We start from the raw sequence: 15517 nt of genomic DNA, 5'->3' as shown, positions 1-15517 counted from the left end.
AATTTTCTCACAAACAACAGAGAAGCAAGCGCTGCGAATCCATCACAGCGCTTGCTAAAAATTGAAGGTTCTAAGAGTTACTTACAACCAGCCGCGCTCTTTGTAGTAGCGCACCGCACCTTCATGCAGTGGTGCAGACAGACCTACTTCAATCATTTCTGATTCTTTCAGGTCTTTAAATGCTGGGTGCAGACGCTTGAAACGATCTAGGTTGTCGAATACAGATTTTGTCAGTTGGTACACCAACTCAGGATCGGTTTCTGCTGTGGTTGAGAGCACCGCTTTGCCGCCGATAGATTGCGTATCGTTCGGGTTGCTACGGTACATTCCGCCCGGAATGGTTGCTTTGGTGAAGTACGCACGCTCAGCAAGTAGCTTGTCGATTTCAGGACCAGTCACTGGCACTAACACCGCATCCGTTGTGGTTGAGGCTTCTTGAATCGCGCCGTTTGGGTGTCCAACGAAGTAACTCATTGCATCGATGTTGTTGTCACTCATTGCGGAAGCTTGTTCTGCTGGTTTTAGATCCGATACCAAGCTGAACACATCTTGTGACCAACCTTTAGCTTGCATCACTTGCTCAAACGTATCGCGTTGACCAGAACCAGGGTTACCAATGTTAACGCGCTTGCCTTTCAAATCGTCGAAATTAGTGATGCCCGCGTCTTTACGCGCAAGAATGGTGAACACTTCACTTTGTAGTGAGAAAACGGCACGAATGTCCGTCATTGGTTGGTTATTTTGGAAAGGAGCCACACCTTCTAGGGCTTTGTATTGGTGATCTGACTGCATAATGCCGAAATTGTATTCGCCACTGCGCAAACCATTGACGTTTGCCACGCCACCACCACTGGCTGGTGCATTACATTTAATGCTGTGGTCTGCCGCACCACGGTTTACAAAACGACAAATCGATTGGCCTGCCACATAATAAACACCCGTTTGACCACCCGTGCCGATAGTAATAAATTTCTCTGCCGCACTTATTTTCTCACTGTATGAGAACAATGATACTGCCGAAGCAAATACTGCAATGAGTGTGGTTCCTTTCATTTTTAGTTCTTCCTGTCTATCGATTGAAAAATAAAGACATTTTTCTCAGCTAACGACAGCAAAACTGAAAAATACTCGCGTAAAAATTCCACGCTTTACGAGTAATTTTCCTTAGTCAGCCAGTCCTTAGCTTCATTTTGTAATATTTATTTTGACGTTCGATTAATAATTAACCGAATGCTTGTCATCGAATTTATCAGAACAATTTCAAAACCTAGCTATAGTAATTTTTCGCTTTTCTCAGCAATCGAGAATTAACAGAAAATTCATTTTTTAGTCGATGCGTTTACAAATAGAAAAATCATAGAAATAGGAAGAGAAAGGAGAGATGAGAAGAAGAGAAAATGAAATAAAAAAAGAGGGGCAATCCCCGCAACTGCCCCTAAAAGTCATGCCAATAATATTGTTGTTCTTTTGCTACTGCTTTTTCTTAGAACTTGTAACCGCCGCTGATCATGAATACCCAAGGGTTAATTTCAACGTCAGTCTTTTGTTTCGCGCCACCCGCTTTGTAGGTCGCTTCTGTTTCAATGTTTGCGTACCACGCCGATGCGTTTAGGAACCATTTATCGTTGATCATGTAGTCCACACCAACGTTTGCAGCTAGACCGAATGAATCATCCAATTTCAGATCAGAAAGGCCAGCACCTTTACCTGTACCGTTAAAGCCTTCATCAAAGAAGATGGTGTAGTTTAGACCCGCACCCACGTATGGGCGGAATTTGCTTTGTGAGTCACCAAAGTAGTACTGAACCATAACCGTTGGTGGTAGGTGTTTGGTCTCACCGATGTCACCAAGACCAAGTAGATCTGTTGAAATATCATGGCTAAATGGTGTTGCAGCAAGCACTTCTAAGCTGATGTTGTCGGTAAACATGTAACCGAACGTCAAGCCCAGCTGCGTATTGGAATCCACTTTAAGCTCTTCTTGAGAACCTAGGATTTTGTCACTGCTGTCATTTGGTACAACGGATGCCGCACCAACACGTAGAATGAAGTCACCTTCACTGTGAGCGAAAACACTTGGAGACACTAACGCAGCAACCACTGCTAAACTGCAGATTGTTTTTTTCATTGTTATTTCCTTTTGTAGGGCTTTGTTTCTTTTTGTACTCAGCTGCGCTCTTCCCTTTCGGGCAGTTCCTTAATGAATCCAAAACCTTGAAGCACGCGAGTATCACTATTTTCTTGAGCTGCGCGCAATCTAGCATATAGAAACCCTACTATTTTGATGGAAATCAATTTGTGAAAAATATAGCTTTTCCGTATACAAAAACGCCAAATTGATCAACAAATTATGCAAATAGGACACAATCCTGTAATGCAAACTGTGCGTGTGAGAAGCGTGCGTCGCAGTTCTCATTCCGCATCCTCTGAGAGCTCCTGTGCTCAACAAAACTTTTTTCTCGATATGCTCGGGTTATTTTCAAAAAACACCCACTTCAAATCGCCAATTTGACCGCTTAAATTGGCGATTTTCGGCCTTTGTAAACCACTGAAATACAACAAGTTATATTTCTGGAAAATCAGTCACTTAGGGTGTTAGTCTGCTTCCAACCGAACAAGGAAAAGATAAAAAGCCATGATTAAGACCGATCTCACTTTCGAACAGGAAGACTTTTCTCATCACGATTTGCAAAACACCACTTTTGAAAACTGCCGCTTTTATCAGTGCAATTTCGACCACGCCGATCTGAGTGATGCAAAGTTTATTGATTGCCGTTTTATCCAGCCGAGCGACATAGAAGGCTGCAGTTTCCGTTATACCAAGCTCAAAGACGCCAGCTTTAGCAACTGCATGCTGGCCATGTCCCAGTTCAATGGCGCGGATTGCGTCGGCATCGAACTGCGCAAATGCGATTTGAAGGGCGCAAACTTTCAAAGTGCCAACTTCGCTAATCGCGTCAGCAATACCGTGTTCTTTTGTATCGCCTACATTACTGGCTGCAACTTGGCTTACACCAACTTTGAGCGCGCACTGCTAGAGAAATGTGATCTATTTGAGAACCGATGGAACGGCGCAAACTTGATGGGCGCGAGCTTTAAAGGCTCTGACTTATCGAGAGGAGAATTCAGTCGAGAACAATGGGGCAGCTTTAATATAGAGGAGAGCGATCTTACCCACGTCGATTTAGAAGGCTTGGACATTCGCCGCGTCTCTTTATACGGTGTTAAGATCTGCGACTGGCAGCAAGAACAACTGCTCGCACCATTTGGACTGATCGTTATTTAGGAAGCACTATGAATCTGTTTAAAGACCTACCCAGTGATCTGAGTGAAGAAGTGTTCGAAGACTTACTCACACATAAACAACTGCGCATCGAGCGTATTGTCTCAAAAGGGCAAACCACGCCAGAGGGCGAATGGTACGATCAAGAAGAACATGAGTGGGTGTTGGTGCTGCAAGGCGCAGGCGAACTGACTTATGAAGATGGATCGGTAAAACGTTTAGAAACCGGTGACCATATCAACATTCCGGCGCATACAAAACATCGCGTCAGTTGGACAGATCCAGAACAAGAGACAATTTGGTTGGCAGTTTTTTATCAATAACCATCTATCATTTTAGAAATAAAAAAGGGGAAGGTATGCTCACCATTCCCCAAAAAGATACAAGTGGAATCGCTCTAGACTTGTATCAAAGCAGCCCCGATAAGAGCCTTCCTAGCTATTTTTTTCTTTTGACGTTGTTGTTTCCTTTTCATGCTTGTAACCCATGGTGCGGATGTGCTCTCCGTGAATGGTGTTCTTCATCAACTCCCAAAGCGCCGCAAGAAAGCGCTTGTGCATCGCATGGTGGCGAATGTATTTCACGTGAATAAATAAATAGATCATTACGAACACAAGCACGGCGATGGTCACACCATAAGCTTCATAAACACTGAGTAAGTTCATTACTATTACCCTTCTTTAACCAAACAATTCATCCACTTGCGACTACGAAAGCGGTACAAACACGCTACCCACTTAAATAAGGTTTCTAAGAAGAACATCGCAAATACCACTGGGGCGGTAAAACCAAACACCATCGCTCCCAATGCAGCCAAGGGAATGCCAAATAACCATTGCGTCGATAAGTCTTGATAGAGACAAAACTTAACATCTCCACCCGCACGTAGAACTCCCACGACCATTAACGTAGGCAAAGAACGCAGCAAAATACCAACACACAAAATCATGTAAAACTGCTCTGCCATTCGTCTTGTTTCTGCAGATAACACCGTAAACAGATCTAACACCGAGGATTGCAGGAACCACAAAGAAATCGACACAACCAGAGTCACACCAATGGCAATAACAGTAAATCCTTTCGCTTGGGCATAGGCTAGTTCAGGCTTATTCGCTCCAAGTTGATTGCCAACGATGACGGCAGAAGCATTCGCAATACCCGTCAAAAAACTGAGAGAAAAAGCCTCTATCGGTGTAATCACAGAAAGCACCACCAAGCCTGCCTCTCCGGTTTGCCCCATAATGGCGGTATAAGCAAACAAACCACCTGACCACGCTAAGAAATTAAGTGTTGTCGGGGTTGATAGAGCGAAAAACGATCGAACATAGCGCCACTGAACTGCATCTTTGAGTGCTTGAGTGCCAAATCTTAGAGGATGCGCCTTAACCTTTAAGAACACATAAATCACAGCCACTTCCAGCGTGGAGCTCAGGACCGTTGCTATCGCAGCACCTTTTAAGCCAAACTGAGGAAACCCTAGGTGACCAAAAATCAGCACCCAGTTAAACAACACATTTAACGCAATGCCGAGACCACTAAACCAGGTACTTAACGCAGCTTGATGCATGGCTCGTAAACCAGCAGCAACACTACCGACAAAGGCGACAGCGAGTAGGCTCCAACTCGATACCTGCAAGTACTGATGGCCCAACGCGATGATTTCCGGCGATTTAGTCGACAGCCCTATGATGTCATCACCATAAAAGTGAAAAGCAAACAATGGGATGAACGACGCCAATGTCGCCATTATCCAAGTCAATGCAGTACTTCGTATCACTCCCTTCTGGTCTTTGGCTCCAAAATATTGCGCGGTCAGCATCGCTCCACCAGCGGTGACACCAGCTAAAAATATTGTTGCCACAAATAGTGCGCGGCTCGCCACACCAATTGCTGCGATATTTTGTTCAGTAAGCTGCCCGATCATGACGAGATCAATCAACCCTTTGCTTGAGAACAAAATGGTTTGCAGTGTGACTGGGATTGCTACGGTCACAATAACTTTGAATAGATCAGCGCTAAATATTGGTGGCTGCACTTTGGCGTAAGATGTGGAGTTAAAGGACATCTCTCTCGCAAATTTAATAACAGAATTTGCACCAATTATGGATGGATAATTACTATCTTAAAAACCACTTATGTGGGGATATTACGTTCATAATGTAAGGAAATTCATTTGCACTCTCTCGATCAACTTTACGCTTTTGTCTCCGTTTATGAACACCATTCATATAGCGCCGCTGGACGTCACCTAGGAAAAGACCGAACGACGGTTCGTGAACTGGTAAAAGCTTATGAAGATGACTTAGGGTTCGAGTTATTCATTATTGAAGGGCGTAAAGCCCTTGCGACTCCAAGAGCTGAGCACCTATACCCACAAACCCGTCTAGTGCTTCGTCAAAATCAAAAGCTGCAAGAATTTAGTCAAGCCATGTTTGATGAGCCGAAAATGGAAATGAAGTTGGGGTACGACATGGACTTTCCAATTGAGCTTATCGCAGAGCTGGAACGGCGAAGCCTAGAGCAATTCCCTCAAATGCGTATACATTGGCTAGAGACAAATAGAGAACAAGCAATAAAAGCGGTTTCAGAGCATAAATTAGATTTCGCGATACTTCCTGCAAAAGGAAGCATTGAACCCGAGTATCCATGCGCTTATAAACATCTTGGTTATGTTGCCTATGGTCTGTTCGTCAATCCAAATAGCGACCTAGCATACAAAACTGATTTTGGCCTCGAAGATGCACAGCTTGAGGTGCAGTACCTTATGCATAACCATGTCAACGGAGAGGGGATGATTCAAGCTTTCTCGACACATACTCGAGTCGTAAGCAGCCACGCTTTATTAGTCAGATTACTAGAAAATGGTGGATGGACTCTTCTTCCACTGTCCGTTGGTCAACGCTATGCCCACAAAAAAAAGTTAAAAAAGATTAATACTTCACTTCTCGCGAATAACATAAAGGTGCCGTTTAGCCTATTTCACCCTATCGGAATGGAGCATCAAATCACGACAAAAGCGCTCGTAACATGGTGTTCAGAATTGGCAACATCTTATTTTCGCTAAAGAAAAACGGGGAAAGAAACCCTAACTTTCCCCATGTGCGCATAAAGGGTCTAGGTGAAGCGCAAAAGAAATTGAAGCCATGACTCCGAGTCAGTCTCCCAACCGTTGCTCAGAAATGAACCTAACCATCACTTCAATATTCGAGAAGATAATATGTTCAATAAATGATTATTGAATGGAGAGTGTGTTTTGCTTGCGGTTGTATTCGAATCGATGGCTTTGCTCAATGCTGTCTTTGACTTCCAATCCTTCCATCGTCGTTGTGCCTTTCTCCAGTCGAACTTGATCACTGTTCAAGTCCACTATCAGCTCATCATATTGGCTTTTTTCACCATTATCGTCGTACTGCAAACGCACCTTGTACGTGCCTTTGCTTGCATCATATTCAGCTTGATAACCTTGGTTGAATGCCTCAATCGCGATGCCTTCTGGATACACCACCATGTCAACACGCGTTGGTGCTTCGGTGAATTTATAGGTTGAGATACCAAAACGGGTTTCAATGATCTCCGCTTCATAAAAGAAGTGTTCAATCTCGTTCGATGAGCTGACCATCACCATTTCAGGTGTTAACCGCATCAAGTGAAACTCAAAAATCAGAGAGGTTTTGTTGTCACCAACATTCGGGACTAATGCTTCTAACTCCGCGAGGGTACTCACATTAAAGTCACGCAAAATGTTTAATGAGAGTCGATCGAGCGTGTAAGTCACTTTGCGAGACAAGTTCTCGGCCTCAAAGCCCAGTAAGTCATCGCTGATGGTGTCGGTAATCGAACGATGCAGCAGATCGATACCGTCCACCTCATAGTTCGCTCTGTGATCTTTAAACTTAGGCACAGAGTCTGTCGTTATTCCTTCGCCACCACAGCCACTCAGTGCAAACATCACCGCAATACTCGCTATTGCTTTATGCATCTATACACGCTCCTTTTCCAAGACGGCGGCAGTGTAACGATTGCGGCAACGAGTTGATGTAAGCGTATGTAAGACAGGCTTATTATTACAACTAAGTAAAAGTCATTTGAATTTTTATGGGATTATCATTTTATTCGACATCAATATACTAGCCCTATTCCAAATTAACCGATGACGAACGATAACAATGAGCTGGTTTTTCTTACTTTTAGGCGTGGGCGCAGAAGCCCTTTCACACGTTGCACTTAAAGCCACTGATGGCTTTAGCAAACCGCTGCCTGCAACCCTTGTACTAGTTGGCCACTTAGCTGCCTTTGTCTGTTTGGCGCAGGCGATGAAAGGCGGCATGCCAGTTGGCATTGTTCACGCCCTTTGGGCAGGTTTGGCGATTGTATCGGTGACTTTGATCTCGCAATTGGTTTACCGCCAGCACATGGATACTAGCCTTTGGATTGGCATGGCACTTATCGCAGCGGGCGTGATGGTGATAAACTTCTCTCACGGACACGCACACTAAACCATAAGGCAGCGGATTGTCAGATAGCCAAAAGCCCTCTCTCGCACTGTTTGATTTTGATGGCACCATCACCAATGAGGATATGTTTAGCGCCTTCCTCCACTATTCTGTTTTTGGCCTGCGCAAGTGGGTCGGAAACGTTGTGATTCTGCCGTTTTATGCGCTCTACAAGGCAGGCGCCCTTCCTGCTAAGCGAATGCGCCCTATCGCCAGTTTCATCGCCTTTGCAGGAAGGGGAACGCAAGAAGTTGAAGCGCTAGGAACCCAATTTGCAAAAGAGGTGATTGAGAAACACATTCGCCCAGAAGCGCAAGCGAAACTGGAATGGCACCAAGCGCGAGGCGACACCATTGTCGTGGTCTCAGCATCACTTAACGCCTACTTAAAACCATGGAGCCAAACACACGGCTACCAATTACTATGTAGTGAATTACTCAGCGAAAGCGAACACATTAGTGGTCGTTACCAAAGTGGTGATTGCAGTTTGGAAAGAAAGGTCGAGCGTGTGCAACGTGCTTTCGACTTGAACCAATACGAAAAAATTTATGCTTACGGCGATACCCACGAAGACATTCCGATGCTCAAATTGGCCGATCATGCGATGATGAACTGGCAACCTTGGCAAGGCGAAAACGGCCTGAATTAAAACAAGAAACCCTTCTCAACTGAGAAGGGTTTTGCGTATTTGGAAAGAATGAAGCTTAACGCCAAACACCCCACTCACCTGTAGTTCCAGGCTCCTCACCACGCGTCCACCACTGCGCTGTCCATTCACGGCCGTTGTGTGTCACGACGTCACCTTGGTTGTACACCGCATCTTTACTCCAAAGGTTGGTCGGCTCAACCGGCGGTGTAGTATCACCTTTAATTAATGACAACGCGTAGCTAAAGTTAGCGTTCGGAGCCAACACTTGGTTTGCGTAGATGTTGTTGGTATCGAACATATAGTGGTTCATTGCTTCGTGCCAAATACCCACGTACCAATCGCCCGTTTGCTGCGAGTTAAATTGGTCAGCTAACTCCGCAGCCCACGTTGTGGTGTTGTTTGCACTGATTGGTAGTGACAGATCGACGATCTCGCTGCCCGTTGCATTAAACGTGCGGAATCGTACCGTGTCGCCTGACTCTACCGGACCAAACCCTTGTGGGACAAAGTAACCCAGAGCAGTCAGGTTGTTTGCCGGATCGGTTGGGTCTACTGGATCGGTTGGAGGCGTTGTACCATTGCCGTTCAAGGTAATGTCACTACAGTTGTAGAAGCCCTCACCTGCCACATCAATACGTTGCCAACGAGTATAGAGAATCGCATCACCTGAACGATCGGCTGGGAAGGTTACCTGCATACGGTAGCGTTTTTCTGCATCCACATACACATCGCCAGCAGTATCAATCAGCTCTAAATCATCCCAAGTCAGTGGTTGCGCATCATCATATGTTGGCTTAGAAAGATAGAACTCCCAGTAAGACGGGTTATGCGGTGCTTTGCCGAAGAACACCAATTCGATTTGATTGTTTGCATCTGGCGTCACGTTAGTACGTTGCCAATTTGGAGATGGGATATTCAAACCTTTCTTAGCAGCATCACCCGCTGAACAAAGTTCACCGTCACGAACAATCGCTTTCACATGCGCCATATCGCGGTAGTTCGGCACGTTTGCAGCAATCTCGCTACGCTGTACGAAGGGATATGCGCCCGACTCGTCATAAGCGGCCTGACAAGCTTGGTTTGGGATTTCATTGGTCCAAAAGCCGCCATCTAAATAACAAGTGTTTTGGCGAGCGCTCGGAAACTCGACCCAGCCGTGGGCACTGACATTAAAAGAGCTTAAAGCTGCAAGTGCGCCCAAGCTTGCAAGAGGAAGGGTTACGTATGATTTCATCATTCATCCTTAAATTTTCAGATCCACTGCACGCGAACCGGGCAGCGACGTAGAAAAACTAGCAGGATGAGATTATTTAGAAGGTGAGAATAAATACTGGAATTGTCAGATTGCAGACTGCTTTCCAGCATTTTATGTGGACTTTACTCATACTCGACTGACTCTTTCGAGTCACTTCAAATTGATGTGCCACAAAACAATGTTCTCTATACGAGCTATCGCTCATCTTTTGGCGTGTCCATCACCACCATGGTTGTAATGGCTTTTACGTGTTCGCATTCCCCAAGAACATCGGCATGAAACGCTTTGTACGCCGCTAGGTCTTGAGTTTCGACTCTTAATAGATACTCGTTAGAACCCGTAATGTTGTGGCACTCGACAACTTGGTCGACAAATCGAACGTGCTCTTCAAAGCCTAGTTGCGCGTGTTTAGAATGCGATGCCAAGCCTATTGACACATACGCGACAAAACCGACGCCCATTTGTTGATTATCCAGCACCGCTCTATAGCCTTTAATCACGCCCTTTCGCTCCAAATCTTGCACTCGGCGCAAGGTCGCGGATGGCGATAATCCAACTCGTTCAGACAGGTCCACATTGGAGATTCTTCCGTCTGATTTCAGCGCTTGCAATATTCTTTCGTCAAATCTATCCATGATGCTCTTTTGTTGTTTAGCGAGTGAGTATTCGTCAAATAAAAGCACAAAATTGATGGCGCTTCTACCTATCATTGTTCTCGACCGGTCAGAAAACGTAATCCCTTGCCTGCTGATTCGCAGGCAAAACAGAAATGCAGGAACACATTATGGAATACCATCAACTTGGTGCGTTGGCACTGTTTGCGTTTGTCTCGACCTTCACTCCAGGACCGAACAACATCATGCTTATGACGTCTGGCGCTAACGTCGGCTTTAAGCGCACTATCCCACACATGTTAGGCATCACACTGGGTTTCGCCGCGATGCTGATTTTGGTTGGCATTGGTCTTATGGGCTTGTTTCATGCGTATCCGATCACGCATAGCGTCCTCAAGGTAATGAGCCTGACTTACTTGTTGTACCTCACGTACAAAATAGCAACCAGCAGCAAGACTGAAGTCAAAGATGATTACCGACCAATGAGCTTTTTGGGTGCAGTGGCGTTTCAATGGGTGAATCCCAAAGGCTGGTCCATGGCACTCACTGCCATCACCGTATACAGCAGCGGCGGATCTTGGCTAGAACTGGCTTTTATTGCCGGCATCTTCTGCTTAGCAAACCTGCCTTCTGTGACTTTTTGGACGGCGGCAGGCATGCAACTTCAACGTTGGTTGACCACGTCTAAACGCGTAAAAGGCTTCAACTATGGCATGGCAGCGCTTTTGCTTTTGTCGACTATCCCAATGATATAAATAACAAAACAATGAAAGATAAGTGTGACTTATACCAAGTTTTAGCTAGTCCTTTGTTCGGTAAGTACAAATAATCGCCACTTCCACGGATGGATTGGGTCATAGTAGCAACAGCAGTGACTAAAACATGAAAACTTAATAAGCACTCGCCTGAGCTGAGTTAGCGATTGGGCGCACTTCGTCACTGCTTTGTCACGCCGCTGTATTTTGCCGCGACAATCGATTCACTCTGACCGACAAGCACGATGCTGACAGGTCTGTCACACAAGGAGCGTTACACAATGCGTACTCGCAAGCTCATTCTTGCTACCGCTTTTGGCTTACTCGTTTCGGGTTGTAGCCAAACCTCGACCACCACGACCGCAGAGGTCATTCCGCCAGAATATCCGGTGGAATATTTCTTCCGTAATTCAGAAGTATCGAGCTACCAAATCTCCCCTGCTGGCGATTACATTTCGATGATGAAACCGTGGCAAGATCGTAAAAACGTCTTTGTTCATCCCGTGGGCAAAGCCGATCAAGTCAAGCGCATCACATCCATAGTCGATCGCGACATCGCTTACTACTACTGGGTTGGCGATGACACCGTCATCTACTCTCGCGACACGGGTGGTGATGAAAACTTCTACCTCGTTACGGTAAACGTAAAAACGGGCGAAGAGAAAACCATCACACCAACGTCCGATGTCGTGGCTTATGTTATCGACACCTTAGAAAGTCAGCCTGACGACATTCTTATCACGACTAACGAACGTAACCCGCAAGTGTTTGATGTTTATCGTCATAACTTGAAAACCGGTGAAAACACGCTGGTTGCTCAAAACCCAGGCAACGTGCGTTACTGGGGTACGGACCACGATGGTAACATTCGCGTGATTTCGACGTCAGACGGCGTAAACACCGCAGTCCTCTATCGTGACACCGTGGATGAAGAGTTCCGTCCATTGAAGAACCTCACCTTCAAAGAAGACTTCTCTCCAATCTCATTTACACCAGATAACAAGAACCTGTACGTTGCTTCACGTATCACTCGCGATAAATCAGCGATCATCGAATATGATGTGAAGGCTAACAAAGAAGTGCGCGAGATCTTCTCTCACCCAGAAGTGGACGTCACCAGTGCAAGTTACTCAAACGCACTCAACAAGCTCACAACGATCTCTTATGTGACGGACAAGCGTCAGTACCATTACCTTGATAAAGGTTATGAAGAGACTTTTGAGCGTCTGCAAGAAAAGCTTCCGGGCGTTGAAATCTCGGTGAACAACACGACTCGCGACGAGAGAAAAATGATTGTCGTGACCTACAGCGACACCGACCGTCCAAATTACTACTACTACGATCGCGATTCAGACCAACTTGAAAAGTTAGCTGCAAACGCACCTTGGCATAAGCCAGAAGACATGGCGAAGATGAAGCCAATCACTTATACCGCTCGTGATGGTGAAACCATCCATGGCTACTTAACGTTACCAAAAGGTCGTGAAGCGAAAGACTTGCCACTGCTTGTTCTTCCGCACGGCGGTCCTTGGGCTCGCGATCACTGGGGCTTCCAACCAGAAGTTCAGTTGTTTGCCAACCGTGGTATCGCAGTACTGCAAATGAACTTCCGTGGCTCAACGGGTTATGGCCGTGAATTTTGGGAGAAGTCGTTCAAGCAATGGGGTCAGTCGATGCAAGACGACATTACGGACGGCGTAAAATGGGCGATTGACCAAGGTTACGCACAAGATGGCGAAGTGTGTATCTATGGCGCATCTTACGGTGGTTACGCGACATTGGCTGGTGTGACGTTTACACCAGACCTGTACAAATGTGGCATCGACTACGTTGGCGTGTCTAACCTATTCACCTTCATGGATTCTATCCCACCATACTGGGCACCTTTCCTAGCTATGCTGCATGAGCAAGTGGGCAATCCGGAAGATCCAGAAGACGCGAAGATGATGAAAGCCTACTCACCGGTGTTCCACGTAGACCAAATCAAAGCACCACTGTTGGTTCTGCAAGGCGCGAAAGACCCACGAGTGGTGAAGAGTGAATCTGACCAAATCGTTAATGCTCTGCGCGACCGCGGCGTTGAAGTGGAGTACATCGTTAAGGAGAACGAAGGTCACGGCTTCCGTTCACTAGAAAACCGTCTCGATGGTTACCAAGCGATGGATCGATTCCTGAAGACGCATTTGTTAGAACAAACGCAGTAAACAAGCTCCATTCTTCTCTCAAGGGCACTTCGGTGCCCTTTTTTATTGTCCAGTGACTATCTTATAAAGCGAGACGACGAAGTGTTCATTTGAGCGAGGCGTACCGAAATTAAATCGCCGATTCTCAGATCAGAGTGTAAATTTAGATAAAGACACTATCTGCCTTATTGAGATGCTGTTAATCTTAGATGAGAAAGAGAATAGTTATCAAACGTAGTGAAATGTGAATTAAAATGAAAAAGAAACCACAACCAAAAAGCCTCGTTGTCATCAACACACAAGCCGTAACACCGAACATGCAGCGCATTACCCTTCAAGGTGACGCGCTAGGCAACTTCCCACAAGATTGCGAAGGCAGCTATATCAAGCTGTTGTTCAACGAAACCGGCGGCACCGATATTCAAGGCTTCTCAGAAGACAGCCGCCCAGTCATGCGTACTTACACCATTCGTCGCTTCGACCCGCAAGCATGCACGATTGAAGTCGACTTCGTACGTCACATCACCAAGGACCTACAATGTGGCTTTGCGGCGCGTTGGGCGATGTCTGCAAAAGAAGGCGCTACCATCAACATCGCAGGCCCGGGCAGCATCTCAAACCTAAATACAGAAGCTGATTGGTTCTTTATGGCGGCGGACATGACTGCACTGCCAGCACTGTCTGCAAAGATTCGCACTCTGCCAGAAGACGCAACAGGCTATGCCGTGATCAGTGTGATCTCGGAAGCGGATATCCAAGCTCTCGAAGCACCAGCAGGTATGGAAATCCATTGGATCACCGAGCAATCACTCGAAGATAAAGTTCGCTCGCTGGAATGGAAAACAGGTGAAGCAGCAGTGTGGTGTGCTTGTGAGTTCGACTCAATGCGCGCGCTACGCCAATACTTCCGTAACGAAAAAGAAGTGGAGCGTGAAAACCTTTACCTCAGCAGTTACTGGAAACAAGGCGTATCAGAAGACGGCCACAAGGTCATCAAGCGCGAAGATGCAGAATTAAACGAACAGTAAATGTAACTTTATATTACTTTTACTATAGATAACGCTGAGTTTGTTGGTCAAAAGCTCAGCGTTTATTTCTTATACCCTATAAATATCAATAAATTACAACCAAACTCATTTCTTCTCTCTAAAAAACCACTTCAATCACTATAACAAATCCATATAGAGTCTATCTTTTAACCTCGTTAAGCTGTCGATAATCTACCCACCATAACGACGAGGCAAGCATGAACACCGATAAAGTAAAAGCCTTTGTAAATGCCGCTGAGCTTGGTTCCTTTTCCGCCGCAGCGCGAAAGCAGGGTAAAGCGCAGTCTTGGATTAGCAATGCCATCAGTGATTTAGAGATCGATTTATCGGTCGAGTTATTCTCACGTGACGGCTATAAACCAAAGCTCACCGCAGAAGGCGATAATTTGCTCGGTTACGCCAAAAGCGTGCTCGCAGCAGAGAGAAAATTTTTGCGCCATGCGGAACACTTGGCTCAAGGTGTTGAGGATAAAGTCGTGGTCGCCATTGATGACTGGTTACTGGATGACAAGATGCGACAAATCATCATTGGGTTTCAGCAACAGTTTCCTCAAGTGGAATTAGTGCTCCATAAACGCCCAACCCAAGATGTGGTTGCCATGCTCGAAGAGGATGAAGTAGACCTAGCATTGATTGTTGGAAGGCATTTTTTCGATAGTACGATCCAGTATCAAACTATTGACCACGTGAAGACCTGTTTAATTTGCGCGCCGGGTAACCCTCTGAAAAATAAAGTTGTCGTACCAAGTGATTTGGTAGGCACCACTCAAATAACGCGAAGTAGTGTATTCAATTTGGACAATCGCTTCCTCGACCTCGAAGAAGTCAACAAGATCAGAATTGACGATATTGAAACAAGCATAGAGCTTGTAAGCCAAGATATAGGTTGGGCTATCATCCCACTGGCGTTAGCGAACCGAAACTCACACAAAGTAGCTATTGTTCAAACGAGCCTTGGGGAAAAAGGGCATTTGTTTCGAGTGGACATGATTACATCAGAAATTCGAGCCAACGGTATTGCCACCGATTGGCTGAAAAAGACATTAATCACTGAATACGCATAAAGGCAGTTTAGAAAAAGAGGAGGTAATATACGAATATAGTTCTATCGTAAATCTGAAGTTTACTTTTTTATTCTGTTTATATCTAAACGTCAGTTGGCTTAAATAATATTAGGAAAGGCATTAACCGTAATGTCAGGAATCACTCTTCTCTTTAAATTAAAAAATAATAAAG

Annotated in this window: 16 protein-coding genes; 9 read left to right on the top strand and 7 right to left on the bottom strand. The window is 45.5% G+C overall.

Annotation, left to right across the window (positions count from 1 at the left end):
* Positions 1-81 precede the first annotated feature (81 nt).
* The gene (locus VJL_RS18640; protein WP_038880249.1) at positions 82-1053 is read right to left on the bottom strand and encodes a TAXI family TRAP transporter solute-binding subunit; all 972 of its coding nucleotides are present in this window, start codon (positions 1051-1053) and stop codon (positions 82-84) included.
* Between the two features lie 430 nt (positions 1054-1483).
* Entirely contained in the window at positions 1484-2128 is a 645-nt protein-coding gene (ompW, locus tag VJL_RS18635; protein ID WP_005434835.1) for an outer membrane protein OmpW, read from the bottom strand.
* Positions 2129-2635: 507 nt separating this feature from the next.
* Here ompW and VJL_RS18630 point away from each other — a divergent pair.
* Both VJL_RS18630 and VJL_RS18625 read left to right on the top strand, forming a co-directional pair.
* Entirely contained in the window at positions 2636-3286 is a 651-nt protein-coding gene (locus VJL_RS18630; protein ID WP_038880246.1) for a Qnr family pentapeptide repeat protein, read from the top strand.
* Between the two features lie 8 nt (positions 3287-3294).
* On the top strand, positions 3295-3606 hold the full coding sequence (locus VJL_RS18625) for a cupin domain-containing protein (protein WP_038880243.1): 312 nt from the start codon (positions 3295-3297) through the stop codon (positions 3604-3606).
* A gap of 111 nt (positions 3607-3717) precedes the next feature.
* Here VJL_RS18625 and VJL_RS18620 read toward each other — a convergent pair whose 3' ends face one another.
* Together VJL_RS18620 and VJL_RS18615 are read right to left on the bottom strand one after the other, a co-directional pair.
* Positions 3718-3948, bottom strand: coding sequence for a hypothetical protein (locus VJL_RS18620; RefSeq protein WP_038869716.1), 231 nt, complete (start codon positions 3946-3948; stop codon positions 3718-3720).
* Positions 3949-3953: 5 nt separating this feature from the next.
* Positions 3954-5348, bottom strand: a complete 1395-nt coding sequence (locus VJL_RS18615) for an MATE family efflux transporter (RefSeq protein WP_050568858.1) — start codon at positions 5346-5348, stop codon at positions 3954-3956.
* A 108-nt stretch (positions 5349-5456) separates the two neighbouring features.
* On the opposite strand from VJL_RS18615, the gene VJL_RS18610 reads away from it, so the two are divergent.
* A complete protein-coding gene (locus VJL_RS18610; protein WP_038869717.1) occupies positions 5457-6347 on the top strand; it encodes a LysR family transcriptional regulator in 891 nt (296 codons plus the stop codon).
* Between the two features lie 168 nt (positions 6348-6515).
* Here VJL_RS18610 and VJL_RS18605 read toward each other — a convergent pair whose 3' ends face one another.
* Entirely contained in the window at positions 6516-7262 is a 747-nt protein-coding gene (locus VJL_RS18605; protein WP_038880240.1) for a hypothetical protein, read from the bottom strand.
* Positions 7263-7449: 187 nt separating this feature from the next.
* Between VJL_RS18605 and VJL_RS18600 the strand changes: the two genes are divergently transcribed.
* Both VJL_RS18600 and VJL_RS18595 read left to right on the top strand, forming a co-directional pair.
* Positions 7450-7779, top strand: coding sequence for a DMT family transporter (locus VJL_RS18600; RefSeq protein WP_005434828.1), 330 nt, complete (start codon positions 7450-7452; stop codon positions 7777-7779).
* Between the two features lie 16 nt (positions 7780-7795).
* Positions 7796-8425, top strand: a complete 630-nt coding sequence (locus tag VJL_RS18595) for an HAD family hydrolase (protein ID WP_038880237.1) — start codon at positions 7796-7798, stop codon at positions 8423-8425.
* Positions 8426-8480: 55 nt separating this feature from the next.
* Here VJL_RS18595 and VJL_RS18590 read toward each other — a convergent pair whose 3' ends face one another.
* Positions 8481-9659 carry a lytic polysaccharide monooxygenase gene (locus VJL_RS18590; protein WP_038869723.1) on the bottom strand — a complete coding sequence of 393 codons (1179 nt, stop codon included), beginning with the start codon at positions 9657-9659 and terminating at the stop codon, positions 8481-8483.
* Between the two features lie 215 nt (positions 9660-9874).
* On the bottom strand, positions 9875-10315 hold the full coding sequence (locus VJL_RS18585) for an Lrp/AsnC family transcriptional regulator (RefSeq protein ID WP_050568861.1): 441 nt from the start codon (positions 10313-10315) through the stop codon (positions 9875-9877).
* 149 nt (positions 10316-10464) lie between these two features.
* Here VJL_RS18585 and VJL_RS18580 point away from each other — a divergent pair, with 149 nt between their 5' ends.
* From VJL_RS18580 to VJL_RS27550, 4 genes are all read left to right on the top strand, one after another.
* A complete protein-coding gene (locus tag VJL_RS18580) occupies positions 10465-11049 on the top strand; it encodes a LysE family translocator (RefSeq protein ID WP_038880231.1) in 585 nt (194 codons plus the stop codon).
* A gap of 281 nt (positions 11050-11330) precedes the next feature.
* Positions 11331-13253 carry a S9 family peptidase gene (locus tag VJL_RS18575; RefSeq protein WP_038880228.1) on the top strand — a complete coding sequence of 641 codons (1923 nt, stop codon included), beginning with the start codon at positions 11331-11333 and terminating at the stop codon, positions 13251-13253.
* A 233-nt stretch (positions 13254-13486) separates the two neighbouring features.
* Positions 13487-14260 carry a siderophore-interacting protein gene (locus tag VJL_RS18570; RefSeq protein WP_038880225.1) on the top strand — a complete coding sequence of 258 codons (774 nt, stop codon included), beginning with the start codon at positions 13487-13489 and terminating at the stop codon, positions 14258-14260.
* A 218-nt stretch (positions 14261-14478) separates the two neighbouring features.
* Entirely contained in the window at positions 14479-15345 is an 867-nt protein-coding gene (locus VJL_RS27550; protein ID WP_050568857.1) for a LysR family transcriptional regulator, read from the top strand.
* Positions 15346-15517 lie beyond the last annotated feature (172 nt).

Source organism: Vibrio jasicida CAIM 1864 = LMG 25398, from assembly GCF_000400365.1.
Lineage (GTDB): Bacteria > Pseudomonadota > Gammaproteobacteria > Enterobacterales > Vibrionaceae > Vibrio > Vibrio jasicida.
This window is presented reverse-complemented; position numbering and strand designations above follow the sequence as displayed.

Excerpts from the sequence above, each read along its gene's own strand:
- VJL_RS18570 (WP_038880225.1), top strand. The coding sequence starts at position 13,487 with ATGAAAAAGAAACCACAACCAAAAAGCCTCGTTGTCATCAACACACAA.
- VJL_RS18585 (WP_050568861.1), bottom strand. The coding sequence starts at position 10,315 with ATGGATAGATTTGACGAAAGAATATTGCAAGCGCTGAAATCAGACGGA.
- VJL_RS18590 (WP_038869723.1), bottom strand. The coding sequence starts at position 9,659 with ATGAAATCATACGTAACCCTTCCTCTTGCAAGCTTGGGCGCACTTGCA.
- VJL_RS18630 (WP_038880246.1), top strand. The coding sequence starts at position 2,636 with ATGATTAAGACCGATCTCACTTTCGAACAGGAAGACTTTTCTCATCAC.
- VJL_RS18600 (WP_005434828.1), top strand. The coding sequence starts at position 7,450 with ATGAGCTGGTTTTTCTTACTTTTAGGCGTGGGCGCAGAAGCCCTTTCA.
- VJL_RS27550 (WP_050568857.1), top strand. The coding sequence starts at position 14,479 with ATGAACACCGATAAAGTAAAAGCCTTTGTAAATGCCGCTGAGCTTGGT.
- ompW (WP_005434835.1), bottom strand. The coding sequence starts at position 2,128 with ATGAAAAAAACAATCTGCAGTTTAGCAGTGGTTGCTGCGTTAGTGTCT.
- VJL_RS18620 (WP_038869716.1), bottom strand. The coding sequence starts at position 3,948 with ATGAACTTACTCAGTGTTTATGAAGCTTATGGTGTGACCATCGCCGTG.
- VJL_RS18640 (WP_038880249.1), bottom strand. The coding sequence starts at position 1,053 with ATGAAAGGAACCACACTCATTGCAGTATTTGCTTCGGCAGTATCATTG.
- VJL_RS18605 (WP_038880240.1), bottom strand. The coding sequence starts at position 7,262 with ATGCATAAAGCAATAGCGAGTATTGCGGTGATGTTTGCACTGAGTGGC.
- VJL_RS18575 (WP_038880228.1), top strand. The coding sequence starts at position 11,331 with ATGCGTACTCGCAAGCTCATTCTTGCTACCGCTTTTGGCTTACTCGTT.
- VJL_RS18615 (WP_050568858.1), bottom strand. The coding sequence starts at position 5,348 with ATGTCCTTTAACTCCACATCTTACGCCAAAGTGCAGCCACCAATATTT.
- VJL_RS18625 (WP_038880243.1), top strand. The coding sequence starts at position 3,295 with ATGAATCTGTTTAAAGACCTACCCAGTGATCTGAGTGAAGAAGTGTTC.
- VJL_RS18580 (WP_038880231.1), top strand. The coding sequence starts at position 10,465 with ATGGAATACCATCAACTTGGTGCGTTGGCACTGTTTGCGTTTGTCTCG.